28 protein-coding genes are annotated in these 24,483 nt (G+C 70.9%); 20 read left to right on the top strand and 8 right to left on the bottom strand.

Annotated elements, in window-relative coordinates; translation table 11 throughout:
* Positions 1-271: 271 nt before the first annotated feature.
* From AB4K12_RS17955 to AB4K12_RS17925, 7 genes are all read left to right on the top strand, one after another.
* Positions 272-1,786, top strand: a complete 1,515-nt coding sequence (locus AB4K12_RS17955; protein WP_368435114.1) for a maltokinase — start codon at positions 272-274, stop codon at positions 1,784-1,786.
* A 131-nt stretch (positions 1,787-1,917) separates the two neighbouring features.
* Positions 1,918-4,173 carry a 1,4-alpha-glucan branching enzyme gene (glgB, locus tag AB4K12_RS17950; protein WP_368435286.1) on the top strand — a complete coding sequence of 752 codons (2,256 nt, stop codon included), beginning with the start codon at positions 1,918-1,920 and terminating at the stop codon, positions 4,171-4,173.
* A gap of 136 nt (positions 4,174-4,309) precedes the next feature.
* A complete protein-coding gene (locus AB4K12_RS17945) occupies positions 4,310-4,627 on the top strand; it encodes a hypothetical protein (RefSeq protein ID WP_368435285.1) in 318 nt (105 codons plus the stop codon).
* Positions 4,608-5,126, top strand: coding sequence for a DUF6879 family protein (locus tag AB4K12_RS17940; RefSeq protein WP_368435113.1), 519 nt, complete (start codon positions 4,608-4,610; stop codon positions 5,124-5,126). The genes AB4K12_RS17945 and AB4K12_RS17940 overlap by 20 nt, the downstream gene beginning before the upstream one ends.
* A 12-nt stretch (positions 5,127-5,138) precedes the next feature.
* Positions 5,139-5,987, top strand: coding sequence for a helix-turn-helix domain-containing protein (locus AB4K12_RS17935; RefSeq protein WP_368435112.1), 849 nt, complete (start codon positions 5,139-5,141; stop codon positions 5,985-5,987).
* 193 nt (positions 5,988-6,180) lie between these two features.
* Positions 6,181-7,302 (top strand): adenosylhomocysteinase, encoded by a 1,122-nt coding sequence (locus AB4K12_RS17930; protein ID WP_368435111.1) that lies wholly within the window; start codon positions 6,181-6,183, stop codon positions 7,300-7,302.
* A gap of 3 nt (positions 7,303-7,305) precedes the next feature.
* Positions 7,306-7,848 carry an NUDIX hydrolase gene (locus AB4K12_RS17925; RefSeq protein ID WP_368435110.1) on the top strand — a complete coding sequence of 181 codons (543 nt, stop codon included), beginning with the start codon at positions 7,306-7,308 and terminating at the stop codon, positions 7,846-7,848.
* Between the two features lie 152 nt (positions 7,849-8,000).
* Here the strand turns inward: AB4K12_RS17925 and AB4K12_RS17920 are convergent, their stop codons facing one another.
* Positions 8,001-8,603, bottom strand: a complete 603-nt coding sequence (locus AB4K12_RS17920; protein WP_368435109.1) for a DUF3995 domain-containing protein — start codon at positions 8,601-8,603, stop codon at positions 8,001-8,003.
* A 255-nt stretch (positions 8,604-8,858) separates the two neighbouring features.
* On the opposite strand from AB4K12_RS17920, the gene AB4K12_RS17915 reads away from it, so the two are divergent.
* Entirely contained in the window at positions 8,859-9,362 is a 504-nt protein-coding gene (locus AB4K12_RS17915) for a hypothetical protein (RefSeq protein ID WP_368435108.1), read from the top strand.
* A 12-nt stretch (positions 9,363-9,374) separates the two neighbouring features.
* Here AB4K12_RS17915 and AB4K12_RS17910 read toward each other — a convergent pair whose 3' ends face one another.
* Both AB4K12_RS17910 and AB4K12_RS17905 read right to left on the bottom strand, forming a co-directional pair.
* Positions 9,375-9,611, bottom strand: a complete 237-nt coding sequence (locus AB4K12_RS17910) for a DUF397 domain-containing protein (protein WP_368435107.1) — start codon at positions 9,609-9,611, stop codon at positions 9,375-9,377.
* A 9-nt stretch (positions 9,612-9,620) separates the two neighbouring features.
* The gene (locus tag AB4K12_RS17905) at positions 9,621-10,472 is read right to left on the bottom strand and encodes a helix-turn-helix domain-containing protein (protein ID WP_368435284.1); all 852 of its coding nucleotides are present in this window, start codon (positions 10,470-10,472) and stop codon (positions 9,621-9,623) included.
* A 149-nt stretch (positions 10,473-10,621) separates the two neighbouring features.
* Between AB4K12_RS17905 and AB4K12_RS17900 the strand changes: the two genes are divergently transcribed.
* The 3 genes from AB4K12_RS17900 to AB4K12_RS17890 all read left to right on the top strand — a co-directional run bounded on the left by AB4K12_RS17900 (position 10,622) and on the right by AB4K12_RS17890 (position 12,024).
* Complete coding sequence (locus tag AB4K12_RS17900; protein WP_368435106.1) at positions 10,622-10,939, top strand: hypothetical protein; 318 nt, start codon at positions 10,622-10,624, stop codon at positions 10,937-10,939.
* Entirely contained in the window at positions 10,936-11,076 is a 141-nt protein-coding gene (locus AB4K12_RS17895; RefSeq protein WP_368435105.1) for a DUF6255 family natural product biosynthesis protein, read from the top strand. The genes AB4K12_RS17900 and AB4K12_RS17895 overlap by 4 nt, the downstream gene beginning before the upstream one ends.
* A gap of 207 nt (positions 11,077-11,283) precedes the next feature.
* On the top strand, positions 11,284-12,024 hold the full coding sequence (locus tag AB4K12_RS17890; RefSeq protein ID WP_368435104.1) for a DUF899 domain-containing protein: 741 nt from the start codon (positions 11,284-11,286) through the stop codon (positions 12,022-12,024).
* Between the two features lie 51 nt (positions 12,025-12,075).
* Here the strand turns inward: AB4K12_RS17890 and AB4K12_RS17885 are convergent, their stop codons facing one another.
* On the bottom strand, positions 12,076-13,452 hold the full coding sequence (locus AB4K12_RS17885; protein WP_368435283.1) for a cation:dicarboxylase symporter family transporter: 1,377 nt from the start codon (positions 13,450-13,452) through the stop codon (positions 12,076-12,078).
* A gap of 130 nt (positions 13,453-13,582) precedes the next feature.
* On the opposite strand from AB4K12_RS17885, the gene AB4K12_RS17880 reads away from it, so the two are divergent.
* The 4 genes from AB4K12_RS17880 to AB4K12_RS17865 all read left to right on the top strand — a co-directional run bounded on the left by AB4K12_RS17880 (position 13,583) and on the right by AB4K12_RS17865 (position 18,234).
* On the top strand, positions 13,583-15,214 hold the full coding sequence (locus tag AB4K12_RS17880) for an ATP-binding protein (RefSeq protein WP_368435103.1): 1,632 nt from the start codon (positions 13,583-13,585) through the stop codon (positions 15,212-15,214).
* Positions 15,211-15,927, top strand: coding sequence for a response regulator (locus AB4K12_RS17875; RefSeq protein WP_368435102.1), 717 nt, complete (start codon positions 15,211-15,213; stop codon positions 15,925-15,927). Before AB4K12_RS17880 ends, AB4K12_RS17875 begins: the two co-directional genes overlap by 4 nt.
* Before the next feature lie 73 nt (positions 15,928-16,000).
* Positions 16,001-17,365 (top strand): extracellular solute-binding protein, encoded by a 1,365-nt coding sequence (locus AB4K12_RS17870; RefSeq protein ID WP_368435101.1) that lies wholly within the window; start codon positions 16,001-16,003, stop codon positions 17,363-17,365.
* On the top strand, positions 17,362-18,234 hold the full coding sequence (locus tag AB4K12_RS17865; protein ID WP_368435100.1) for a carbohydrate ABC transporter permease: 873 nt from the start codon (positions 17,362-17,364) through the stop codon (positions 18,232-18,234). The genes AB4K12_RS17870 and AB4K12_RS17865 overlap by 4 nt, the downstream gene beginning before the upstream one ends.
* A gap of 99 nt (positions 18,235-18,333) precedes the next feature.
* Here the strand turns inward: AB4K12_RS17865 and AB4K12_RS17860 are convergent, their stop codons facing one another.
* Positions 18,334-18,852 (bottom strand): hypothetical protein, encoded by a 519-nt coding sequence (locus AB4K12_RS17860; RefSeq protein WP_368435099.1) that lies wholly within the window; start codon positions 18,850-18,852, stop codon positions 18,334-18,336.
* 145 nt (positions 18,853-18,997) lie between these two features.
* Positions 18,998-19,222: a hypothetical protein gene (locus AB4K12_RS17855; protein ID WP_143587608.1), complete on the bottom strand. Its 225-nt coding sequence runs from the start codon at positions 19,220-19,222 to the stop codon at positions 18,998-19,000.
* Positions 19,223-19,413: 191 nt separating this feature from the next.
* Here AB4K12_RS17855 and AB4K12_RS17850 point away from each other — a divergent pair, with 191 nt between their 5' ends.
* Positions 19,414-20,064, top strand: a complete 651-nt coding sequence (locus AB4K12_RS17850) for a helix-turn-helix domain-containing protein (RefSeq protein WP_368435098.1) — start codon at positions 19,414-19,416, stop codon at positions 20,062-20,064.
* Here the strand turns inward: AB4K12_RS17850 and AB4K12_RS17845 are convergent.
* Together AB4K12_RS17845 and AB4K12_RS17840 are read right to left on the bottom strand one after the other, a co-directional pair.
* Positions 20,049-20,330 (bottom strand): hypothetical protein, encoded by a 282-nt coding sequence (locus AB4K12_RS17845; RefSeq protein WP_368435097.1) that lies wholly within the window; start codon positions 20,328-20,330, stop codon positions 20,049-20,051. The two genes, AB4K12_RS17850 and AB4K12_RS17845, sit on opposite strands and share 16 nt — an antisense overlap.
* Before the next feature lie 198 nt (positions 20,331-20,528).
* The gene (locus AB4K12_RS17840; RefSeq protein WP_086568156.1) at positions 20,529-21,335 is read right to left on the bottom strand and encodes a VOC family protein; all 807 of its coding nucleotides are present in this window, start codon (positions 21,333-21,335) and stop codon (positions 20,529-20,531) included.
* A gap of 226 nt (positions 21,336-21,561) precedes the next feature.
* Between AB4K12_RS17840 and AB4K12_RS17835 the strand changes: the two genes are divergently transcribed.
* From AB4K12_RS17835 to AB4K12_RS17820, 4 genes are all read left to right on the top strand, one after another.
* Entirely contained in the window at positions 21,562-21,987 is a 426-nt protein-coding gene (locus tag AB4K12_RS17835) for a CBS domain-containing protein (RefSeq protein ID WP_368435096.1), read from the top strand.
* A 64-nt stretch (positions 21,988-22,051) separates the two neighbouring features.
* Entirely contained in the window at positions 22,052-22,474 is a 423-nt protein-coding gene (locus AB4K12_RS17830) for a CBS domain-containing protein (RefSeq protein ID WP_368435095.1), read from the top strand.
* Between the two features lie 122 nt (positions 22,475-22,596).
* Positions 22,597-23,433 carry a carbohydrate ABC transporter permease gene (locus AB4K12_RS17825; RefSeq protein WP_207248160.1) on the top strand — a complete coding sequence of 279 codons (837 nt, stop codon included), beginning with the start codon at positions 22,597-22,599 and terminating at the stop codon, positions 23,431-23,433.
* A gap of 284 nt (positions 23,434-23,717) precedes the next feature.
* Positions 23,718-24,431, top strand: a complete 714-nt coding sequence (locus AB4K12_RS17820; protein ID WP_368435282.1) for an ABC transporter ATP-binding protein — start codon at positions 23,718-23,720, stop codon at positions 24,429-24,431.
* Positions 24,432-24,483 lie beyond the last annotated feature (52 nt).

Genomic DNA, 24,483 nt, shown 5'->3' with positions numbered 1-24,483 from the left:
GGGGTGGTTCCCCGCCCGTACCTCGCGCACCGGTCGTACCGCTCGCACGGACCGCACCTTCCACACGGACCGCATCTTCCGCACGTATCGCACGTACCGCACGGTCCGTGGCCCTGGGCCACGGGTGTCGCACGAACCGCATACCGGGCGCAGGCGCTGACCGTACGGACGATTCCTCGCCCGACACGTCCCGCACCATGCACCGGCCAAAGCCGCAATCCGGGACACTTTGCCCCATCCGTCGTGTGCCCCGGGGAAAGGACGCGACGCCATGTCGGACGCTGCACCGCCGCACCGGGAGGCCACCACCACCCGTACGGGGCCGCACCCGGGCCCCTCGACGCCCTCCGCCGAGGGGGCGCGGGCCCCCGGCGACGGGGGCGGGCCGCAGGAGGTGCGGGGACTGCTCGACTCGCTGGGGCCGCTGCTCCTGGAGTGGCTGCCGCGGCAGCGCTGGTTCGCCGGAAAGGGCAGCCCCATCAGCGGCTTCACCCTCGTCTCGGCCACCGAGCTGCTGCCCCTCTCCGGCGCCGGCCCCGGCCTGCTCCACCTGCTCGTGCGCGCCCGCCAGGACGGCGCGGGCGAGGACTGCTACCAACTGCTGCTGGGCGTCAGGGACGTGCTGCCGCCGCATCTGGCGCCCGCGCTCGTCGGCCGTCCCACCGACGGCCCGCTGCGCGGCCGCGCGGTGTACGAGGGGCTCACCGACCCCCGGCTGGCCGCCCTGCTGCTGGAGCGGCTGAGGGTGCCCGGCCGGCTCGGCCCGTTGCGTTTCACCCGCGAACCGGAGGTGGTCATTTCGCCGGACCTGGCCCCCCGGCTGCTGGACGCCGAGCAGTCCAACTCCTCGGCCGTCTACGGCGAAACGTATATCCTCAAGCTCTTCCGCCGGGTCGGCCCCGGCGTCAATCCCGATCTCGAACTGCCCCGCGCACTCGCGAACGCCGGCTGCGCACGCGTGCCCGCGCCCGCCGCCTGGTTCGAGGCCGAGCCGCAGCGCGCCGGGGCGGAGACGCAGCACGCCGGGGCGGAGCCCATGACGCTCGGGGTGCTCCAGCCCTATCTCCCCGGGTCCGCCGACGGCTGGCAGCTGGCGCTGGGCGCGCTGGCCGTCGGGGACGGCTTCACCGCCCCCGCCCGCGCGCTGGGCCGGGCCACCGCCGAGGTGCACCTGGCGCTCGCCGAGGCCCTGCCCACCACCGCGCTGGACCGGCACCGGCTCGAGGCCCTCGCCGCCGCCATGACCCATCGCCTGGACGCCGCCGCCGAGGCCGTCCCCGCGCTGCGCCCCTACCGGGCCGCCCTGCGCGCCGCGTACGACGACATCGCCGCCCCCGGCGGGGCGGGGCGCACCTGGCGCGCCCAGCGCATCCACGGCGACCTGCACCTGGGCCAGGCGCTGCGCACCCCCGCCGACGGCCGCTGGTCCCTGATCGACTTCGAGGGCGAGCCCGCGGTCCCGCTGGCCGAGCGCCGCCGCCCGCAGCCGGCGGCCCGGGACATCGCGGGGATGCTGCGCTCCTTCGACTACGCGGCGGCGGTGGGCCGCGCGCCGGGCACCGGCTGGGCCGACGCCGCGCGCGCCGCCTTCTGCGAGGGCTACGCCGCCGCCCACCCCGACGACCCGCGCGAGGACCCCCGGCTGCTGCGCGCCCACGAGACGGACAAGGCCGTCTACGAGGTCCTCTACGAAGCCCGTCACCGGCCCGACTGGCTCCCCGTCCCGATGTCCGCGATCCGCCGGCTCGCGGAGGGCAGCCGTGCCGCGGGCGGAACGCCCGTGTGATCCCCGATGCCGCCGCCCGGAATCCAGACCCCGGAGGACCTCCAGTGACTGCACGACCGCCGTCCGGCACGCCGACGCCCCCCGAGCGGGGGGCCGTGCCGGCCACGTTCCTGCCCGCGCGGCCCGGCCGGGTGCCGCCCCGCCGGCCCTCCGGAGCGCCGCCCGCCGGGCCGGCGGGCGAGCCCGGGGGCGTACGGCCGGCGGTGCCCCTCGACGATGACGCGCGCGGCCGTCTGCTGGCCGGCGCGCATCACGACCCGCACGGCGTGCTGGGGGCGCATCACGTACCGGGCGGCGTGGAGTTCCGGACCCTGCGCCCCTTCGCCCGCTCGGTCTCGGTGGTCGCCGAGGGGCTGTGCGTCCCGCTGTTCGACGAGGGCGACGGCCTGTTCGCGGCGGTGCTGCCGCTGAGCGAGATCCCGCCCGGCTACCGGCTGCGCGTCGCCTACGAGGACGCCGAGCCCGAGCTCGACGACCCGTACCGCTTCCTGCCCGCCCTGGGCGAGCTGGACCTGCACCTGATCGGCGAGGGCCGGCACGAGCAGCTGTGGCACGCGCTGGGTGCCCGGCCGATGACGCACGAGGGCGTGGCCGGCACCCGGTTCACGGTGTGGGCGCCGAACGCGCGGGGGGTGCGCGTGGCCGGCGACTTCAACTACTGGGACGGCACCGCCCATCCGATGCGTTCGCTGGGCGGCACCGGGGTGTGGGAGCTGTTCCTGCCGGGCGTCGGCGAGGGGGCGCTGTACAAGTTCCAGATCACCCGGCCCGACGGCTCGCACAGCATGCGGGCCGACCCGATGGCCCGGCGCACCGAGGCGCCGCCGGCCAACGCATCGATCGTGCACGCCTCGCACCACCTGTGGCGGGACGGCGCGTGGATGGACCGGCGGGGCGCGCGGCCCGTGCACCAGGCGCCCTTCTCCGTCTACGAGGTGCACCTGGCCTCCTGGCGCCCCGGGCTCACCTACCGGCAGCTCGCCGACCAGCTCCCCGCGTATGTGAAGGACCTCGGCTTCACCCACGTCGAGCTGATGCCGGTGGCCGAGCACCCCTTCGGCGGCTCGTGGGGGTACCAGGTCACCGGCTTCTACGCCCCGACCGCGCGACTGGGCACGCCCGACGACTTCAAGTACCTCGTCGACGCCCTGCACCGGGCCGGGATCGGGGTGCTGATGGACTGGGTGCCGGCGCACTTCCCGCGCGACGACTGGGCGCTGGCCGAGTTCGACGGCCGGCCGCTGTACGAGCCGCAGGACCCGGTGCGGGCGGCGCATCCCGACTGGGGCACGCTGGAGTTCGACTACGGGCGCCGGGAGGTCCGCAACTTCCTGGTGGCCAACGCGGTCTACTGGTGCGAGGAGTTCCACATCGACGGCCTGCGCGTGGACGCCGTCGCCTCGATGCTCTACCTCGACTACTCCCGGGGCCCGGGCCAGTGGTCGCCGAACGAGCACGGGGGCCGGGAGAACCTCGACGCGGTCGCCTTCCTGCAGGAGATGAACGCCACCGTCTACCGCCGTTGCCCCGGCGTCGTGACCGTCGCCGAGGAGTCCACCGCCTGGGACGGGGTCACCCGTGCCACCCACCTGCTGGGCGCCGGGGGCTTCGGAGGGCTGGGGTTCGGCCTGAAGTGGAACATGGGCTGGATGCACGACTCGCTGGAGTACGTCTCCAAGGAGCCGGTCCACCGCAAGTACCACCACGGCGACATGACCTTCGCCATGGTCTACGCGTACAGCGAGAACTACGTGCTGCCGATCTCGCACGACGAGGTCGTGCACGGCAAGCGCTCGCTGGTGTCGAAGATGCCGGGCGACTGGTGGCGGCAGCGGGCCGACCACCGGGCCTTCCTGGGCTTCATGTGGGCCCACCCCGGAAAGCAGCTGCTGTTCATGGGGCAGGAGTTCGCGCAGGGCGCGGAGTGGTCGGAGAGCCATGGCCCCGACTGGTGGCTGCTGGACCCCTCGTACGCCGCCGAGGCCGACCACCGCGGCGTACGCGACCTGGTGCGCGACCTCAACACCCGATACCGCGCGACCCCGGCGCTGTGGGAGCGGGACACCGTCCCCGAGGGCTTCTCCTGGGTCGACGGCAACGCCGCCGAGGACAACGTCTTCGCCTTCCTGCGTCACGCCGCCGACGGCTCGCCGCTGCTGTGCGTCAGCAACTTCTCCCCGGTCGTCCGCGGCGCCTACCGGCTGGGCGTGCCGGCCCAGGACACGGTGTGGGAGGAGGTCCTCAACACGGACGCCGCGCGCTACGGCGGAAGCGGTGTCACCAACACGGACCCGGTCAAGGGCGAGGCCGTCCGCAGCCACGGCCGCCCCGCGAGCGTCACCCTGACGTTGCCGCCGCTGGCCACGGTGTGGCTGCGGCCGGTGTGACGGGGGGCCGTCGTGTCCCGGCGGTCGGAGCCCCGAAGCTCCGAAGCTCCGAAGTCATGGTTCAGGTCGAAGGAGAGCAACTGCGGCTGTGGGAACCGCGTTCATCGATGCAACCTACTCGGATGAGGAGCGCACGATGGCCTTGAAGTTTCTGGGGATCTGGCCCAACACCCCGGACGACGGATCACCGACCATCTGGCAGGACGAAGCGACGGGTGACCTGATCATCCAGTCATGGAAGGCTGACGAGGCAACGATTCGTGAGACGCAGGAGGTTGGGTCTGTCCCTGGGCACTCAACAGACGTTCCCGAGCATGAGACCGTGATCCGCCTGCCTTTCAACATGCTCCGGTTCATCCCATGCCACGAAGACGCCGGGAGCCGTACCGACAAGGCAACCGGCGAGGCTGGCGACAACGACAGCGAGGACGACGGTGGCAACAGCGGTACGTGACGCACTCGCGAAGGCGCAGCGCTCGGCAATGCACCTGGAGATGCGAGACAGCTACATGCGGGACGATCCCGAGTTCGTCCGGTGGCAGACGGGACGCCGATACGACCCGGAGGACCGGGCTTCCTGGTGGCGTCCATGGCTGGATGTGGTGGCCGAGGCAACCAGCAGGGGTGTGGTCATGCGTCGTCTGCGAGTTGTGTCGGAGCCGTTGAGCGACTACGTACGGTACGAGTACGACGGTACGTTCAGCAACGTCACAGCGGGCGAGATCGTTCGCTGGCTGCCCCGCTCCCGTGCTCGCGACCTCCTGTTGCCCGCTCTGGACGGGTGGTTGATGGACGACCAAGTGTTGATCCTCCACCACTTCAGCGGCGATGGGGAGTGGACCGGCCCCGGCATGGAAATCTGCACCGATCCGGCCTTGGCCAAGCAGTACGCGACCGCCTACGAAGCCGCGTGGGAACGTGCCATCCCGCACGAGGAATACCGGCCCGCCTGACGAACACGCATCATGCCCGCATCCGCATCGTCCAGTGCCCAGCAGGCCCGGCAAGGGTTGGCGAATCGCCTCGCTGAACTGCGCCGGGATGCCGGGCTGACCGGACGCGACATCGCTCGTATGTGCGGATGGCATCCGTCCAAATCGTCTCGCATCGAGAATGCCCGCACGCCCCCGTCAGCGGAAGACGTCCGGGCGTGGTGCCGGGCATGCGGAGCGGAGAACCAGACCGGCGACCTGATCGCCTCGCTGCGGACTGTTGAAGACATGTGGGTCGCATGGCGACGCATGGAGCGCGCCGGCCTCAGGCAAGCTCAAGAAGCCCGACTGCCTGTGTACGAGCGCACACGCCGTTTCCGCTCGTACTCGTCGTGGCTGGTTCCTGGAATAGTCCAGACGCACGCATATACAGCAGCAGCTCTGCGCGCGATCCAGCGGCGAAGAGGACTTGTTGATGACGTAGCCGATGCAGTGGCCGCACGCATGGAACGGCAGCGCATCCTGCATGAGGGGGACAAGCTCTTCGCGTTCCTCATCGAGGAATCGGTCTTGCGTTCCGGCATAGGTGGCGCTGACGTCATGATCGGTCAACTTGGCCACCTCATTGCTGTGAGTTCACTCCCGAACGTCAGCGTGGGTGTTGTCCCCATGAGATCCGACCGGGCCCGCTGGCCGGTGGAAGGGTTCTGGATCTACGATAAAACGCAGGTCAATGTGGAGCTGGTCTCCGGCTACCTGACCATCACGCAACCGACCGAGGTGGCCATGTACGCCGACACCTTCGCCGAGCTGTCCGATTTGGCAGTCTACGGGGCGAAGGCTCGGACCCTGGTCACGGCTGCCATGGATGCGCTCCGGTAACCGTCGTGCAATCTCGTAGAACTTCCTGGTGGCCGGGGTTCCACCCTCCCTGCGTGTCGTTGTCCGGACGAGCGAGGGCGGGACGCTCACCAGTGACCACGCGCACTGTCTGTCGGTACTTGCCGCGCGCCTTCGCCCTTGCCGGAGAGAGCTGACGGGGCACGTCGTCCCATCCCGACGAAGGAGGGGTCCGGTGGAGGCCTCAGAACGTGCACGGCTCGATACGTACTTCGGCAAAATCGCAAAGGCGTTCGCACCGCCCGAGCGTCCGTCCTCGCTACTGGTGACGCACCTGTTGCCGGAGCGCCCCGCGTTCGTCCGGGCCGTGGGCACCGTGTCGGACCTGCGGGCCGTACTCCCCAAGCCGAAGTCCATCAACCTCGCCGCGCGGCGCGATATCGAACAGACGACACCGTGCGACGCGCTGTCCCGCGAGACCTTCGCCGATCCGGACACCGCGGTCACGTACCTGGAGACCAGGGCGGCGGGCGAAGATGTGGTGCTGCTCGATGTGGGCGGATACTTCGCCCCCGCGCTGGACATGCTGTGCGCTCGGTTCTCCGGACGGGTACTCGGCGTGGTCGAGGACACCGAGAACGGGCACAAGCGGTACGCCGAGCTCGGGAAGCTGCCGTGCCCCGTCGTCTCGGTCGCGCGGAGTCCCCTCAAGGATCCGGAGGACTTCCTCGTGGGGCAAAGTGTCGTTTTCTCCGCCGAAGCGCTGTTGCGGGGGCGGGGCGACATCTTGCACGGGCGTCCCGCGCTCGTGATCGGGTTCGGCAAGCTCGGGTCAAGCATTGCCCGACTCCTGCACGCCAAGGGCGTGCATGTCACGGTGTACGACATCGACCCCGTGCGACGGGCACAAGCGCTCTCGCAAGGGTTCGGGGTCGCCCGGGACCGGGACCAGGCACTGGCCGGTGCGGGACTCATCCTGTGTGCCACGGGCGCGCTCTCGCTCCGTGGGGAGGACTTCCCGCTGCTCAGGAACGGTGCGTACGTCGCCACCGTGACCAGCTCCGAGGACGAGCTGGAATTGGACGGGCTGCCCGACGGCTACAGCCGCACCAGCTCGGGGGAGAACGTGACCCGGTACAGCACGACGGGTCACTACTTCTATCTGCTGAACGACGGGAACGCGGTCAACTTCATCCACGGCGCGAGCGTTGGACCGTTCATCTTTCTGGTCCAAGCTGAAATCCTCGCGGGTGTGCGGCAGCTCGCCCGAGAGGGGCTCGACCCCGGTATGCACGAAGTGCCCACGGAAGACCGCGCGACCATCGCAGGAACCTGGCTCAACTACTACAACAGGTGATCCATGCCCATCACACGGCAGCACATCCGCGACACTCTGAGCGCATACGCCGACACCCACCCCGACGAGAAACCCGTACTCGCCCCCGTGTACGAACTGTTGGACGCCGGGGCCGACCTGACCAGCCGGAAGGAGTTCCGCGGCCACGCCACGGCGGGTGCCGTCCTGGTCAACCAGCTCTCCGAGGTGCTGTTCATCCACCATGTGGCGCTCGGCAAGTGGCTGACACCCGGCGGGCACCTCGAGCCCGAGGACCCGAACCTGCTGAGGGCCGCCCTGCGGGAACTCGTGGAGGAAACCGGCATCACGCTCAAGGTGGCCCCGGTGCTGCCCACCCCCGTACACATCGATGTACACCCCATCCCCGAAAACACGAGCAAGGGCGAGCCGGCGCACCAGCACACCGACTTCCGGTACCTCTTCCGGCTCGAAGGCGACCAGGCCGTGACCCTGCAAGAGGAAGAGGTGAGCGGCTACGCGTGGCGCAGCATGGACATGATCGCTGACGAGACCCTGCGGCATCACGTCCGCACCGCGCTGCGCTGACCGCGCCCCATTGGGACCTGCCCGTACGCCCCCGTCGCGGATGAGCGGGGCTGTTTGTGGCTGAACGCAGGACCCCGCCCTCTCCGGGCGGGGCTCTCTCGCGGCCGCGTCACCGTTCCGCCGCGACGAGGCCGGTGGCCGCGGATGCGGTCTCAGCCGATGCCGGCGACCAGAGCGACGACCGACAGCACCAGCGCGCCGACCCCGCCGACCACACCGGCGGCGGTGGCGTCCCGCCGGTCGGCCACCTTCCTGACGTGGGCGCGGGCGGCCAGGGCGAAGGCCACCCCGCCGGCGACGAACCACGGCCCCCACAGGTAGGTGTACCAGCGGCTCACCGGCCGCAGCTCCGGGTCCAGACCCACCACATGGGTCTCCACGAGCAGCCCCTGGAGCACGAACAGCGCTCCATGCCACACGAGCAGCACCGCCGCACCCCACGCCATCAGCTGCAGGAGACGGTTCGGGCCGCGTTTCCCCACCCGGTCGCGTATCAGGGCCAGCCCCAGCAGACCACCGACGACCTTGAGCACGCCGGTCACCCACAGCACCGTGACGAAGCCGGTATCGCGCTCCCGCACCAGCTTCACCAGGGCCGGCGCGATCGTGGACTCGGCACCGGCCAGACCGCCCACCGCCCAGTAGAAGCTCGGCACGGCGAACGCGAAGCCCCATGCGGCAGCGGCGTACCCGGACCATCTGGGGGCTGCCTGGAGCCTCATCGGTGCTGCCGGGAGCCTCATCGTGTCGTTCATGGAACCAGGCTCCCGCGACGTCACGGTGTACGGCATCCGTCGTGGCGGCCGACCGCCTCCGCCGCACGGCGGAACGCCGGCTCGTTCGCGGGGCGGAGGCCGGTCTCCACCAATCCCCTGCTCGGCCGGCCCGTGCCTGTCCTGAACGGGGCCAACCCGGTGCGGCCCCTCTGGTCGCGGTGGCAGCCCGCTGCTAGACAAGCGGCGTTGGCCACCGGATCACCGTCCGTACGACCGCGAACAGGGGGCACCACCATGCTCAACCGCGCACGAGCGATGACGGCACTAGCAGCGGCGGCCTTGGCGGCGACGCTCTCCGCAGGCACCGCGGCCCAGGCCGCTCCGGCCACCACCTCCGACCCGGGCGAACTCGCCGTAAAACGCGCCCTCGTGGCAGCCGGCTCGTCCCCGGACGCCGACTTCACCGTGACGCCGGGCGGGACCGGCGCAGCCAACTGGAACGCCAGCCGGTACGGCTACACCGGCACCTTCCGCGACGGCTCGAGCATCCTGGACGTTGCCTGGACCTCGTCACGTCTCGAAAGCTTCGGGATCGCTCCGGACCGCACGATCTGGCACGCGTGGCCCGGCTCGGGCCGCTGGCAGGAAATGCCGCACAACGGCCGGGCCGACGACACGGGCGCGGCCGCGGCGCAGGGTGCCCGACGCGCCGTTTCCGTGGAGGTGTACGGCAGCGGCTACTGGTGCAGCGTCGACCCGGGCAACGGCCAATGGGGAGCCTGGTCCCGCTGCGGCTGACCCGGACAGCGCCTAGCGCCACCGCCCGGTCGCCGTGGCGAGCAGGGCTCGCAGGGCGGCCGGGGAGGTGGTGATCACGGTGTCGGGGGTGTCGCTTTCGCGGAGGAGTATTCGGCCGGGCGGTTTGGCGAGTTCTAAGCAGTCGCCCTGCGTTTCAGATGAGAAAGTCGATTTTTGCCACAGGGCAAGTTCTACACATGCCGCTGTGTCCGTAGAAAATGACGATTTTTGCCAGCGAATCTCTGACATGCCACACCTTCACCACTGTTGAGCGATATCACGCATAAGTTTGCGGGTATCGTCGGGGCCCAGAGAAATCTCTTCCGCATAGTCCAATCTAGCCCGATAGTTGGCCAGGTGAGCCTGGGCATCCAGCAGCGCACCACCGTGCGCTACATCGAGTTGGACTGTGTCCAGTTGGGGCACAGGGCCCGTAGCGTAGAGGACGGACAGGCCAGCCATGGAGAATCCACCGGCCGCAAACGGAATCGCACGCACGGTGATGTTCTCGCGCTCCGACTCCTCGAGCACGTGCCGTAGCTGCCTGGCTGCCACCTCCGGCCCACCGAACTGCATCCGTAGGGCAGCCTCATGTACAAGGAACATGCAAGTAGGCGGATTATCCCTGTCCAGAACCGCCCGGCGCCGCATACGGAAGGAGACATTGCGGCGTAGTTCCGTGGGAGTCGACTTCGGAATGCCCGCGGCGAAGACCGCTTTGGCGTAGTCCTCCGTCTGCAGAAGCCCAGGCATATGCATGATCGTCATTGAGCGTAGGCCCAGGGCATGGTGCTCCATCTCGGCCACGTCGACAGCGGCCTTGATGACGATGTCGCGATAGTCGTCCCACCAGCCCCTGCCCCGCTCTTCGGCCAAACTCGCCAAGGCATCGATGTACGGCTGGTCGCCGCACGCATAGATCCGAGCGAGCGCCCTGATGCGCTCCACGCTGACACCGAAGCGACCCGCTTCCATATTGGTGATGCCGGTCCGGTTGCCGCCCAGTTGCTCCGCCACCTGCGGAGCGGTCATCCCTGCCTGCTCGCGCATCCTGCGCAGCTCGACGCCAAGCCGCCGCTGCCGGGCGGTTGGTGCTGTTCTCAATGGCACTTCGCTCCTCCCCTTGCAGGTCCATGCTGCCATGCGGTCAACCGTTCAACGGTTCACTCCGACGGGTTTCACGAAACCGCTAAACGCTTTTAGCGCCTGCCCTATGGTTCTACCAACACGCAGGAGCGCGACCGGAGTTCGGAGGGCCCATGTACCGCAAAGGCGCCTACGTGGTGGACGTACGGGAAGACAGGATCGCCCAAGTGATCGGCGGCTCGAGCAGCCGCGTACAGCTGCAGAGCCCCGACGGCTCACTGCAATGGGAGGTGCCCTTCGCGGCCCTGCGGTTGGCGACCGGCGAGGAGCGCGAGGCGGCGGGGCTGCGGCCCTACCTCGGCACGTGCCCCGACTGCGTAACGCTGGCGGCGCGCCGCCGCACCGTGCCGCCCGAGCAGCGCGGCAAGGCGGCGGCCGACGCGCACCGCCACTGGATCACGGCGCACTCCAGCTCGGAGGCGAACCGGTGACGTGCCATCACCCCGACTGGGAATCCGGAGGAACCGGCGAGGCCCGCTGCAAGCACTGCGGCACTCGCCGCTTCACGGACTACGGCGCCCTACGACCCCCCCGGCCTACCGCAAGCGGTGCGCCCACCGGCCCGTAGGCGCGCCAAGGCCGACCGGACGGCGGCCACGCTGATCTCCCGCACGGCCTACCACCTCAGCCACTGGGGCATCGGCGGCCCCCGTAGCCGCTTCCGACTCGCGGGGTGAACCGGAGCGGCTCGCTCCGCCCGCTCGGTGTGCGCCCGGGGCGGTGGCGGCCGACCCTGGACGCAGGGGGTCGCTCCAGCCGAAGGGTGAACGCCATCATGAAGACTCCCCCGATCGTTCCGCCGCAGGAGTGGGAGGCCGCGCGCCAGGAGCTGCTGGTGGAGGAGAAGCGGCTGACCCGGGCCCGGGACGCGCTGGCCGCCAAGCGGCGGCGGATGCCGTGGACGGCGGTGGAGAAGGAGTACGCGTTCGACGGCCCCGAGGGCAGGGTGGGTCTGCTCGACCTGTTCGCGGGGCGTCGTCAGCTGATCGTCTACCGCGCCTTCCACGAGCCCGGGGTGTTCGGCTGGCCCGAGCACGCCTGCCGCGGGTGCTCGATGGTCGCCGACCACGTCGGCCACCTCGCCCATCTGAACGCCCGCGACACCACGCTCGTCTTCGCCTCGCGCGCGCCGCAGCCGGACATCGAGCGGGTGAAGGCGCGGATGGGCTGGACGATGCCCTGGTACACGATCACCGACACCTTCGACGCCGACTTCGGTGTGAACGAGTGGCACGGCACGAACGCGTTCATCCGCGACGGCGCCACAGGCGACAGCGTGTACCGCACCTACTTCATCAACGCCCGCGGCGACGAGGCGCTGGGGAGCACCTGGAGCTACCTCGACATGACCGCGCTCGGGCGGCAGGAGACGTGGGAGGACTCCCCCGAGGGCTACCCCAGTACCCCGCCGTACGAGTGGTGGAACTGGCACGACGCGTACGGCGGCGGCGACACCGAGCCGGACCCGGAGTGGCTGGCCAAGACGCGCCAAGGTCCCCGGGGACGGCGCGACTGAGCCCACCGGGTCCGTGGCGGGCGGGGCCGTGCTCCCCGCCCACCCCCGGGCCTACGCCGGTACCGGCTCCTTGTCCCCGGACTCCCCCGAGGGGTCCGGCGCCTCGCCGTGCCCGTGGCCGTGGGCGTCGTCGAGCAGGGTCGCCTCGTCGAAGGGGGCCCGGCCGGCGAGGACCTCGGCCATCCGCTCCTTGTCGATCTCCTTGGTCCAGGTGCCGATCAGGACGGTGGCCACCGCGTTGCCCGCGAAGTTGGTCATGGCGCGGGCCTCGCTCATGAAGCGGTCGATGCCGACGATCAGACCGACGCCGTCGACCAGCTCGGGGCGGTGCGACTGCAGGCCGCCCGCGAGGGTGGCGAGTCCCGCGCCCGTCACTCCGGCCGCGCCCTTCGACGCCACGATCATGAACAGGAGCAGCGAGATCTGCTGGCTCACCGAGAGCGGCTGTCCCATGGCCTCGGCGACGAACAGCGAGGACATGGTCAGGTAGATGGCCGTGCCGTCGAGGTTGAAGGAGTAGCCCGTGGGGACGGTGATGCCGACGACCGGGCGGCTGACGCCCAGGTGCTCCATCTTCGCGATCAGTCGCGGCAGCGCCGACTCGGACGACGACGTCGACAGGATCAGCAGGAACTCGCGCCCCAGGTACTTGAGCAGGGTGAAGATGTTGACCCCTGCCACCAGGCGCAGCAGCGTGCCCAGCACCACGATCACGAAGATCAGGCAGGTGGTGTAGAAGCCGATCATGATGACGGCCAGGGACTTCAGGGCGTCGACGCCCGTCGCCCCGACCACCGCCGCGATCGCGCCGAACGCGCCCACCGGCGCCGCCCACATGATCATGCCGAGGACGCGGAAGACCAGCTTCTGGATGTGGCCGATGCCGCGCAGCACCGGTTCGCCGGCCGGGCCCATGGCCTGCAGGGCGAAGCCGCAGAGCAGCGCGACGAGCAGGGTCTGGAGCACCTGGCCGCCGGTGAAGGCGGAGACCATGGTGGTCGGGATGATGCCGAGCAGGAAGGCGGAGGTCGACTCGTGGGCGGCGCCCTTGGCCTGGGCCTCGCCGGCGTGCCGGAGGGAGTCCGTCAGGTGGAGGCCGCTGCCGGGCTCCAGGAGGTTGCCGACGACCAGGCCGATGGCGAGGGCGACGGTGGACATCAGCAGGAAGTAGCCGAGCGCGAGCCCGCCCACCGCGCCGACCTTCGCGGCCTTGCGCACCGATCCGATGCCGAGCACGATCGTGCAGAAGATGACGGGCGAGATCATCATCTTGATCAGGTTGACGAAGCCGGTGCCCAGCGGCTTGAGGTCGACCGCGACGCCGGGTGCCGCGAAGCCGACCACGATGCCCGCGAGCACCGCGCCGATCACGGCGAGATAGAGGTAATGGGTCCGGTCGGGCCTGCGGCCGGCCGATGGGAACTGCACTGCCACGGTTGTCTCCTCGTGTGCCTGGACGCGTCCGTACGTCGTCGCGGAGACTATGCACGCGGATGTGACGGCGGTCACCCTTGCGTGCATTACGTTCACGAACGCAAGGGCAGGCACACTGTCCGCCATGCGCAAACCTCGCATACGCCGCCCCCGCAGCCTGGCCGGCCGGCTCTTCGCGATGCAGATCGTGCTGGTCACCGCCGTGGTGGCCGCCTGCGCGGTCTTCGCCTACGTCTCCGGACGCGGTCAGGCACAGGAGGCTGCCCGCCGGCAGGTCACGGCCGCCGCGGCCGCCGTCGCCGCGTCCCCCGCCGTGCGCGCGGCGGTGCGTACGCCCGATCCCAGCGCGGCGCTGCAGCCGTACGCCGAGCGGGTGCGCCACGACACCGGGGTCGACTTCGTGACGATCATGAGCCCGGGCGGGGTCCGCTGGACCCACCCCGACCCGCTCCGGATCGGCGAGCGCTTCCTCGGCCACACGGGCCCCGCCCTGCGCGGGCAGGCGTTCTCGGAGACGTACACCGGCACGCTGGGCCCGTCCGTGCGGGCCGTCGTGCCCGTGCGGTCCGGTTCCGCCGGCGTCACCGCGCTGGTCAGCGCCGGCATCACCGTGGACGCGATCAGCGCCGAGGTGCGCCGCCAGCTGACCGTGCTGTTCGTGGTGGCGCTGTCGGTGCTCGCCCTCGGCGGGGCCGGGACGTACCTCCTCAACTCCCGGCTGCGCCGCCAGACCCACGGCATGAACGCCGCCGAACTCGGCCGCATGCGCGACTACCACGAGGCGGCCCTGCACGCGGTGCGCGAGGGGCTGCTGATGCTGGACGGGGCCCGACGCATCGCGCTGATCAACGACGCCGGGCGGGAGCTGCTGGGCCTGCACGGCGACGTCGTCGGCCGCCGCGTGGACGCCCTCGGGCTCACGCCGTCCGTCACCGAGGCCCTGCTGGCCCCCGGGCCGCGCGTCGACGAGGTGCACCTGACCGCCGAGCGGATCGTGGTGGTCAACACCTCGCCCGTCTCCGGCGGGGAGCGGCACGGCACGGTGGTGACCCTGCGCGACCACACCGAACTGCAGGCGCTGTCCGGCGAGCTGGACTCCGTCCGCGGCTTCGCCGAGGCGCTGCGCTCGCAGGCGCACGAGGCCGCCAACCGGCTGCACGCGGTGGTCTCCCTCATCGAGCTCGGCCGCGCCGACGAGGCCGTGGACTTCGCCACCGCCGAGCTCGAGCTGGCCCAGGCCCTGACCGACCGGGTCGTCGCGGCCGTCGCCGAACCGGTCCTGGCCGCGCTGCTGCTGGGCAAGGCCGCCCAGGCCAACGAGCAGGGCGTGGAGCTCGTCCTGGCCGACGACACCCGCGTCGACGACGGGCTCCTGCCGCCCGGCCTGCCCGCCCGCGACCTGGTCACCGTCCTCGGCAACCTCGTCGACAACGCCGTCGAGGCGGCCCGCGACGCCCACCGCCCCGGCCGGGTCGTCGTCACCGTGCGCGCCGAGGACGGAGAACTGCTGCTGAGGGTCGGCGACAGCGGCCCCGGCGTCGCGCCCGACGCCGTGGACGAGGTGTTCCGGCGCGGCTGGTCCACCAAGTCGCCGGGGCCCGCGCCGCACGGCCGCGGGCTCGGGCTGGCGCTCGTGAAGCAGGCCGTCCGGCGCAACGGCGGCACGGTCGCCCTCGGCGTCTCCCCCTGCGGCGGGGCCGAGTTCACGGTCCGGCTGCCCCTGAGTGTCCGTACATCCGAAGGAGTCCCCGCATGAGCACGAGCCCGAGACCGCTGCCGAGAGCGGCCGCGCCCCCGATCCGGGTGCTCGTCGTCGAGGACGACCCGGTGGCCGCCGACGCCCACGCGCTGTACGTGGGCCGGGTGCCCGGGTTCACGGTCGCGGGCGTGGCGCACTCGCGGTGCGACGCCTCGCAGTTCCTGAAGCGCACGGCCATCGACCTGCTCCTGCTGGACCTCTACCTGCCCGACGGCCACGGCCTGCAGCTGGTGCGCTCGCTGCGCGCGGCCGGGCACGCCGCGGACGTCATCGCCGTCACCTCCGCCCGCGACCTGGCCGTGGTGCGCGAGGGGGTGTCGCTCGGCGTCGTCCAGTACGTGCTCAAGCCGTTCACGTTCTCCACCCTCCGCGACCGCCTCGTGCGGTACGCGGAGTTCCGGGCCGCCGCCGGGGAGGCGAGCGGGCAGGAGGAGGTGGACCGGGCGCTCTCCGCGCTGCGCGCGCCGCAGCCGGTGGCGCTGCCCAAGGGCCTGGCCGTGGACACCCTGCAGGCCATCACCGAGACCCTGCGCTCCGCCGACGACGGCGGCCTCTCGTCGGGGGCGGCCGCCACGACGGTGGGCGTCTCGCGGATCACAGCGCGGCGCTACCTGGAGTACCTCGTGGACACCGGGCGGGCCGCACGGGCCCCGCAGTACGGGCAGATAGGCCGGCCCGAGCTGCTCTACCGCTGGGCCGGCAGGCGCTGAGGGCCCGGGCGCGTGCGGCGGGGCCGCCGGGGGAACGTACGACTCGACATCCCAAGGTGCAGGAGGTCGTGCCGTGCGCCCCACCAGCCCCGTACCTCTCGTCGCAGCCCTCACCGCCCTCGCCGCCCTCGCGACGCTCACCGCCTGCGGCGACTCCGGCGGTGACCCGGACACCGTGAAGGTCGTCTATCCGCGCAGCACGGACAACAAGGTCCGGCTCATGGACGACTACCTGGCCGTGATCAAGAAGCAGTTCGAGCGGGAGCACGAAGGCAAGAAGCTCCGGCTCATCCCCGTCCAGGCCACCCAGGACGACTACTACGCCAAGGTCCAGCAGATGATGCGGTCGCCCAAGACCGCACCGGACGTCGTGCACGAGGACACCTTCGTCCTCAACTCCGACGTCAAGAGCGGCTACTTGAGAGCCCTGGACGACAGGCTGGCCGGCTGGAAGCAGTGGGGCCGCTTCGCGCCGGCCGCGAAGGCGTCGGTGCGGGCGGAGGACGGGAAGACGTACGGGGTGCCGGACGGCACCGACACCCGCGCCCTGTGGTTCAACAAGGAACTCTTCGCCCGCGCCGGTCTGCCGGCCGACTGGCACCCGCGGACCTGGAACGACGTCCTGGACGCCGCCCGTACGCTCAAGCGCAAGCTGCCCGGGGTGATCCCCCTCAACGTCTACACCGGCAAGGGCGCCGGCGAGGCCGCCTCGATGCAGGGCTTCGAGATGCTGGCGTACGGCACCGGGGCCGACCCGCTCTACGAGCCGTCGTCGAAGAAGTGGGTGACGGGCGGGGCGGGCTTCCGGGACGCGCTGGAGTTCGTCCGGACCGTCTACGCCGAGAAGCTGGGCCCCGAGCCGTCGGACGCCCTCTCCCCCACCATCGGCACCCGGGTGACCGACGACTGGCTGCCGGGCGGCAAGCTGGCCATCGCCCTGGACGGCTCCTGGCTCGGCAAGTTCTGGCTCGCCTCCGGGGCCAGGCCCTGGCCCCAGTGGTCGAAGGTGATGGGGCGGACGGCCTTCCCGACACGGGACGGCAAGGCACCCGGGCGCGTCAGCCTCTCCGGCGGCTGGGCGTGGTCGGTGAGCGCCAAGTCGCCCCGGGCCGACCTCGCCTGGCAGCTCGTCGAAACCCTGCAGAGCCCCGCCAACGCCACCGACTGGACCGTGCGGGACGCGCAGATCGCCGTGCGCGACGACGTGGCCGCGGCCCCCGCCTACCGCACGTCGATGCCGGGCGTCTCCTTCTTCACCGACCTCGTCCAGGTCACCCACCACCGCCCGGCGCTGCCGGTCTACCCGCAGGTCTCCAACGCCATCCAGGAGGCCATGGAGTCCGTCACGACCGGCGACGCCGACGCGGCGCAGGCCGCCCGGCGCTACGACGAGCGGCTGCGCTCGATCGCGGGCCCGGCGGGCGTGACGGCCCGGTGAGCGCGCGCCGCACCGCGGGCGGTCTGCCGCGCTGGCTCCCTCTCGCCCCGGCCACCCTGCTGTTGCTGCTCTTCCTCGCCGGGCCGATCGGCTACTGCGTCGTCCTGGCCTTCACCGACACCCAGCTCTCGGGCCAGGCCTCGGCCTCGTTCGTCGGCCTCGCCAACTTCCGGCGCGCCTTCGCCGACGACGACTTCGCCCACGCGGTGCTGCTGACCCTGGTCTTCACGGTCCTGTCGTCGATCGTCGGCCAGAACACCCTGGGCTTCGCCCTCGCCGCCCTGATGCGACGCGCCTCGAAGGCGGTGCGGACGCTGACGGGCACGGTGGTGATCGCCGCGTGGGTGCTCCCGGAGATCGTCGCCGGTTTCCTGCTCTACACGTTCTTCACCCGGGAGGGCACGCTGAACGCCGTCCTGGAGGGGCTGGGCCTGCCCGGCCAGAACTGGCTGTTCACCCTGCCCATCCTCGCCGTCTCGTTCGCCAACGTCTGGCGGGGCACGGCCTTCTCGATGCTGGTCTACTCGGCCGCGCTCGCGGAGATCCCCCGGGACGTGACGGAGGCGGCGGAGGTCGACGGGGCGAGCGGCGTGCGCCGCTTCTGGCACATCACCCTGCCGATGATCCGCCGCTCGATCGGCACGAACCTGATGCTCAACACCCTGCAGACACTGTCGGTCTTCGGCCTCATCTGGGCCATGACGCGGGGCGGGCCGGGCAACCGCAGCCAGACGCTGCCGGTGTTCATGTACGACCAGGCGTTCCTGAAGTCCCTGATCGGCTACGGCACGGCGGTGGCGCTGCTGCTGTTGCTGGTGGGAGGGCTGTTCTCGGCGGTGTACGTGCGGTTGCTGCGGGAGGAGGTGTGAACGGGCCCCTCCCGCGGCGACTGGGGACTACTGACCCAGCGGGGACTGCTGAACCAGTGGGGACTGCTGAACCAGTGGGGACTGCCGACAGAGCGGGGACTACTGGCCGAGCGGCGAGACCGCGTTGCACAGCGCCAGACCCGTGTCCGAGGCCTTGGCGGTCTTCTCGTCCAGGACCTTGCCCTTGTACGTGATCTTGCAGCCGCCCTCGCCCTCGGCGACCATCGCGCTGACGGTCGGGGACTCGATGCCCTTGAGGGTCACCGTCTTCTTCCACGGCGTCTTCGGCTTCTCCTCGGTGGTGAAGTCCGGCTTGGCCGCCGAGCCCTTGCCCTCGTTGAAGTCGACCGAGTCGACGGAGCCGGTGACCTCGTAGGTGACCTCGAAGCTCCCGCCCACGGCCTTGTCGACCGTGTCCACGGCCTTGTCCTCGACGGACTTCTTGGCGTCGGCGGCCTTCTCCTCGACCGACTTCCTGCCCTCGGTGCCCTCCTCCTTCCCGGCGGCCTTCCGGACGTCCTCGGTGCTGCAGGCGGTCACGGCGGTCACGGCGGTCAGCGCCAGGCCGGCCACGGCGAGGGCGGAGAGGGTGCGGCGGACACGGGCGGAGCGGTTCACGAAAGGTTCCTTCGAGCAGTGGAGATGGGGTACAGCCGCTCGAGTCAACAGCAAAGAAAAAGCAAAGACAAGCCTCGGAATATAACGGTTGGACAGGGCGGGAGAAGGGACGGAACCTCGAGTTCCGCCCCTCCCTCGGCCGGCGTCAGGAATGGGAGCGGACGCCCGCCCCGCCCTTCCCGTGACGCGTCAGCACCACCAGGTTGGCGACGGCGCCGAAGAGCCCCGTAAAAGCGGCGACCCGGTCACCGGGCAGCGCGAGACCCGCGCCCAGCACGACGATGACGACCACCACCACGACGGCGATGTCCGGGAACGGCTTGCGCTTCCACGGGGGCCGTAGGGGACGATAAGAGAGCGACTGACCCATCCGGTCCGTCCTTCCCGCCGATGACATCGGCTGGCTGGGCCGCCATGTGTCCTCTTGTGCTTGCGAGGCCGGGGACACTGGCGGCTTGTCAACTTCCGGGCCACCAGCATGTATTGACCGTCTGTCCCTGTTCAATCGAACGAGACAATACGACTACAATACGCGCCCAAACGGCGACAATGGGGGACGACATGCCCAGACGGCTCACGCATCTGGATTCGGCCGACGGACCCTTGGCCCGGTTCGCCCTCGAACTCCGCGCCCTGCGCGACGCCGCCGGCTTCGAGGCCCCGACGGTCGATCAGATAGCGGCGCGATCGCACATCCCCCGCTCCACGCTCTACGCGGCCCTGCGCGGCCGGCGCGTACCGACGCGCCCGATCCTGGGCGCCCTGGTCACCGCCTGGGGCGGGGATCCGGTGGAGTGGCTGATGAAGCGCACGGCGACGGAGGCGGAGCTGGAACGCGAGCGGTCCCGCCGCCGGCGGGTTCCGGTGCCCGCACCCCGCGCGGCACCGGCCGCACCGGCGGTGGAACCGACCCCGCTTCCGCGGCAGTCCGGCATCGGCCCCACGCGAGGGGCGGCCCCGTTCGCCGCCGAGCTGCGACGCCTGCGGACGACGGCCGGCGCCCCGTCGTTGCGGCAGATCTCGGACCGGATCCGCGCCAACGACGCACTCCCCGTCGTGGTCGGCCCCTCGACCCTCTCCGATGTCTTCCGCGGCCGGCGGATCCCTCGATGGGAAGCACTGCGCAGCATCGTCTGGGCCCTCGACGGCAACGAGCAGGAGTGGCGGGAGCGCTGGCGGGACCTCCAGGCGGTGACCTACGGAATCAGGTAGTTGTAGACCTCGAACACCGTGGAGTCGAAGGGCGGCGCCCCCAGTTCCATCGCCGCCGGAATGACGATCTTCTCCAGGAAGGCGCGGAACGCCTCCTCCGACTCCCAGACGTCGATCACCTGCCACTCCCCCTCGCCCGCCGGCGTGGCGACATGGGCCAGCAGCCCGGCCGGCGGGTTCGCCCTGTCCGGAATCGCCTTGTCGATCGTCGCCTGGTAGAGCTCCGGGTTCCACCCCGCGCCACGGCTGTGCACCATCACTGCCATCTGTCGCTCCCTCCGCACCTGAGGTTGCTTGCGCGTTCAACGCTACGGTCGGGCCGGGTGCGGGAAGGAGTCGTGTCCGCCCCGCCTCGCGGCACGCCCCCGCGCCGGAGCGCGGAACCGGCGCTGCGCCCTGTGCGTGCCCAACTCGACTGCCTTTTGGAGGAGTCGGAGCGCGGAGACGTCACGGCGAAGCGCAACTCACCCCATGACAACGGTCGGCGGCGTCACCGGCGGCTGCGGCTTGATCACCGCGAACGTCGCGCCGAAGGGGTCGGCCAGCCAGGCCATGCGGCCGACGTCCGGGACGTCGGAGGCCGGCACCCGCACGGAGCCACCGCCCCCCTGCGTCGCACGGACGACCGTGTCGACGTCGGCGACGGCGAAGTAGGGGATCCAGCGCGGGGTCTCGGTCTCCTCGAGGAGCGGGACCACGCCGCCGAAGGACGCTTCCTGCTGGTCGTCACCCTCCGCGGTCGACAGGACGGTGTACGTCATGCCGGGAACCTTGAGGTCGGCGGAGCGCCAGCCGAAGACGCCCCGGTAGAAGGCCTTCGCGGCGGCGAGGTCGCCGGCGTGGAGTTCGGTCCAGCACAGGCAGCCCTCGTCGGAGGTCTTCTCGAGGCCCTTGACGGCTGCCGGCTGCCAGACGGCGAAGTCGGCCCCGCCGGGGTCGGTGAAGCAGCCCATGCGGCCGGCTTCCATGACGTCGAAGGGGGCGACGCGGGTGACGCCGCCACCCTTCTCGACGGCTTTGGCGGTGGCGTCGGCGTCGGGGGTCTGGAAGTAGACGGTCCAGGCGGAGCTGGCGCCGTCCTCGCTGAGGGGGCCGAGGGCGGCGACGTTCTTTCCGTCCTTCTTGAAGAAGCCGTAGCCCCCGGCGTCGGGACCGGCGGATTCGAGGTCCCAGCCGAAGACGGAGCCGTAGAAGGCGGTGGCCGCCTCCGTGTCGGGCGTGCCGAGGTCGAGCCAGTTGGGAGCGCCGGTGACAAAGTCGGTGGTGAGCATGGTGGTGTGCTCCTTCGACGGATTCCGCCGGTTTTATCCGGCCGGGTTCAGTCTGGCACCGGGGGCCGGGGCGCGCCCGGCGCGCGGGGGTGCGGGCCGGGCTTACGGGCGTGGGGGCCGTCACCCGAACGGAGCAGTCCTCCGATCGCCCCGGGGGGCGGGGAGAGGGACGATGGAGGTGCCATCAGGAGAGCACGTCAAGATCGCACGCACTCAGGAGGCACACATGACCACGGCCAAGGAGATCATGCACCCCGGAGCCCACTGGCTCACCAAGTCGGACAACCTGGAACGCGCGGCACAGATGATGCGCGACCTGAACATAGGCGCCCTGCCGGTGGCCGACGAGAGCAACAACGAGCGGCTGTGCGGCATCATCACCGACCGCGACATCGTGGTGAAGTGCGTGGCCGAGGGCCGCGCGCCGGCCGAGTGCACGGCCGCCGAACTCTGCGAGGGCACGCCGCGCTGGGTGGACGCCAACGCCGACATCGAAGAGGTGCTCCACGAGATGGAGGGTCACCGCATCAAGAGGGTGCCCGTGGTCGAGAACAAGCGCGTGGTCGGCATCATCAGCGAGGCGGATCTCGCCCAGCACCTCACGGAAGACCAGATAGCCGAGTTCGCGGGAATGGTCTACGCCCGGCAATGACCGCCGCCCACCCGGTCGGCCCGGCGGGCCGTCTTCCCGGAACGAAGGGCCGAGGAGGCCGATCATGACCAAGGCCAAGGACATCATGCACGAGGGCGCGCAGTGGATCACGCGTGAGGAGACAATGACCCGTGCCGCCCAGGTGATGCAGCTGCTCGACGTGGGCGCCCTGCCGGTCAGCGACGACAACGGCCGGCTGTGCGGCATCATCACCGACCGGGACATCGTCGTGAAGTGCCTGGCCAAGGGGCACGACCCGGACAAGGTGACCGCGGCCGACCTGTGCGAGGGCACGCCCCGCTGGATCGACGCGAACGCCGACGTCGACGACGTCCTGCACGAAATGGAGATTCACAGGATCCGCCGGCTGCCGGTGATCGAGAACAAGCGCCTGGTCGGCATGATCAGCGAGGCCGACGTCGCCCGGCACCTGCCGGACGCCCAGGTCGCGGCCTTCGCCGGGCAGATCTACTCGCCCGCTCGCTGAGGGCCCCACCCGGCCCCGACGCCGGGTAACGCACACCTCCGGCGCGCGCTACGCTCCCCTTGGCCCGCTCGCGCGACGCCGCGCCGGCGGTACGCCACGCCGTGCCGCGCCCCGGAGGTGCCATGCGCCCGCTCCTCGCCCGCCGCACCCGTCACCGTCTGGCCGCCGACGCCGCCCTGCTGGGCGTCGCGGCGGCCTTCGCCGTACCGCTGCTGTGGCTCGTCCTGTCGTCCGTGGACGCGGAGGCCGGCCTTCGCGTCCGGACCCCCGCGCGCCTCACGCCGGAGAACTTCTCGTCCGTCCTGACCGACGAGATCACCTTCACCCCCATGCTCAACAGCCTCCTGCTGTGCGGCGGTGCCACCCTGCTGACGATCGCCTGCGCGGCCCTCGCCGCGTATCCGCTGTCGCGCTACCGCTCGCGCTTCAGCCGGCCGTATCTGCTGGGGCTGCTGTTCGCCACGTGCCTGCCGATCACGGCGATCATGGTGCCGGTGTACGGGCTGTTCGTACGGATCAACCTCATCGACACCGTCTACGGCACCGCGCTGTTCCTCGCGACCGCCCAACTGCCCTTCGCCATCTGGCTGATGAAGAACTTCATGGACGGCGTGCCCGTCCTGCTGGAGGAGGCGGCCTGGACGGACGGCGCGGGCAGGCTGCAGACGCTGGTCAGGGTCGTGCTGCCGCTGATGGGGCCGGGCGTGGCGGTGGTGACCGTCTACTGCTTCATCATGATGTGGGGCAACTTCTTCGTGCCCTTCATGCTGCTGCTCACCCCCGACCAACTGCCCGCGTCCGTCAGCATCTTCACCTTCTTCGGGAACTACGGACAGGTCGCCTACGGGCAGCTGGCGGCCTTCTCGATCCTCTACTCCACGCCCGTGATCCTTCTCTACGCCCTCATCGCACGGCGCCTGGGGGGCGGCTTCGCGCTGGGCGGCGCGGTCAAGGGGTGAGGAGAGGGGAGGACAGGGGCAGGGAGTGAGCCCCGAGGATGACGGGATCCATCTGAGGGACTACGTGGGCGTACCCCTGGCGACCCAAAGTGCGACGCCGGATTCCGGCCGCATGGCTGACGTATCGCCCGGCGGCCGCGCCGAGGATTGGAACCGTTGATTCCGTCCCCCTGCCCCCCTCCGGAGGAGACCTCGTGTCCCACTCGGCCGCAGCCCATGCCCTCCCCCACCCGCACCCCGGCCACGGCCGCGGCCGCGGCGCCGTCGCCGCCCGTGCCACGGGACTGAGCAAGGTCTACGGGCAGGGTGAGACCCGTGTGGCGGCCCTGGACGCGGTGTCGGTGGAGTTCCGGCGCGGCGAATTCACCGCGATCATGGGGCCGTCGGGCTCCGGCAAGTCGACGCTGATGCACTGCATGGCCGGCCTGGACTCGATCTCCTCCGGGTCCACCCTCATCGGCGACACCGAGCTCGGCTCGCTCGGCGACCGGCAGCTGACCCGGCTGCGCCGGGACAAGGTCGGCTTCGTCTTCCAGGCCTTCAACCTGCTGCCGACCCTGACCGCGCTGGAGAACATCACCCTGCCGATGGACATCGCGGGCCGCAGGCCGGACCGGGAGTGGCTGGGGCAGATCGTGACGACGCTGGGCCTGTCCGGCCGCCTCGCGCACCGGCCGAGCCAGCTGTCGGGCGGCCAGCAGCAGCGGGTGGCCGTGGCCCGCGCGCTCACCTCCAAGCCCGAGATCATCTTCGCGGACGAACCGACCGGCAACCTCGACTCCCGCTCGGGCGCCGAACTCCTGGGCTTCCTCCACGAGTCCGTACGGGCGCTGGAGCAGACGATCGTCATGGTCACCCACGACCCCGTCGCCGCCTCCTACGCCGACCGCGTCCTCTTCCTCGCCGACGGCCGCATCGTCGACGAGATGCGCGAACCGACGGCCGACGCGGTGCTGGACCGTATGAAGGCCTTCGACGCCAAGGGCCGTACGAGCTGATCAGCGCCCTGATCCACGCCCTGATCCCCGCCGGCCTCGATCTCCAGGACTG

It is taken from the genome of Streptomyces sp. C36, from assembly GCF_040932295.1.
GTDB classification, from domain to species: domain Bacteria; phylum Actinomycetota; class Actinomycetes; order Streptomycetales; family Streptomycetaceae; genus Streptomyces; species Streptomyces triculaminicus.
Note: the sequence above shows the minus strand (reverse complement) of the source record. Positions and strands in the feature narration are given on the sequence as shown.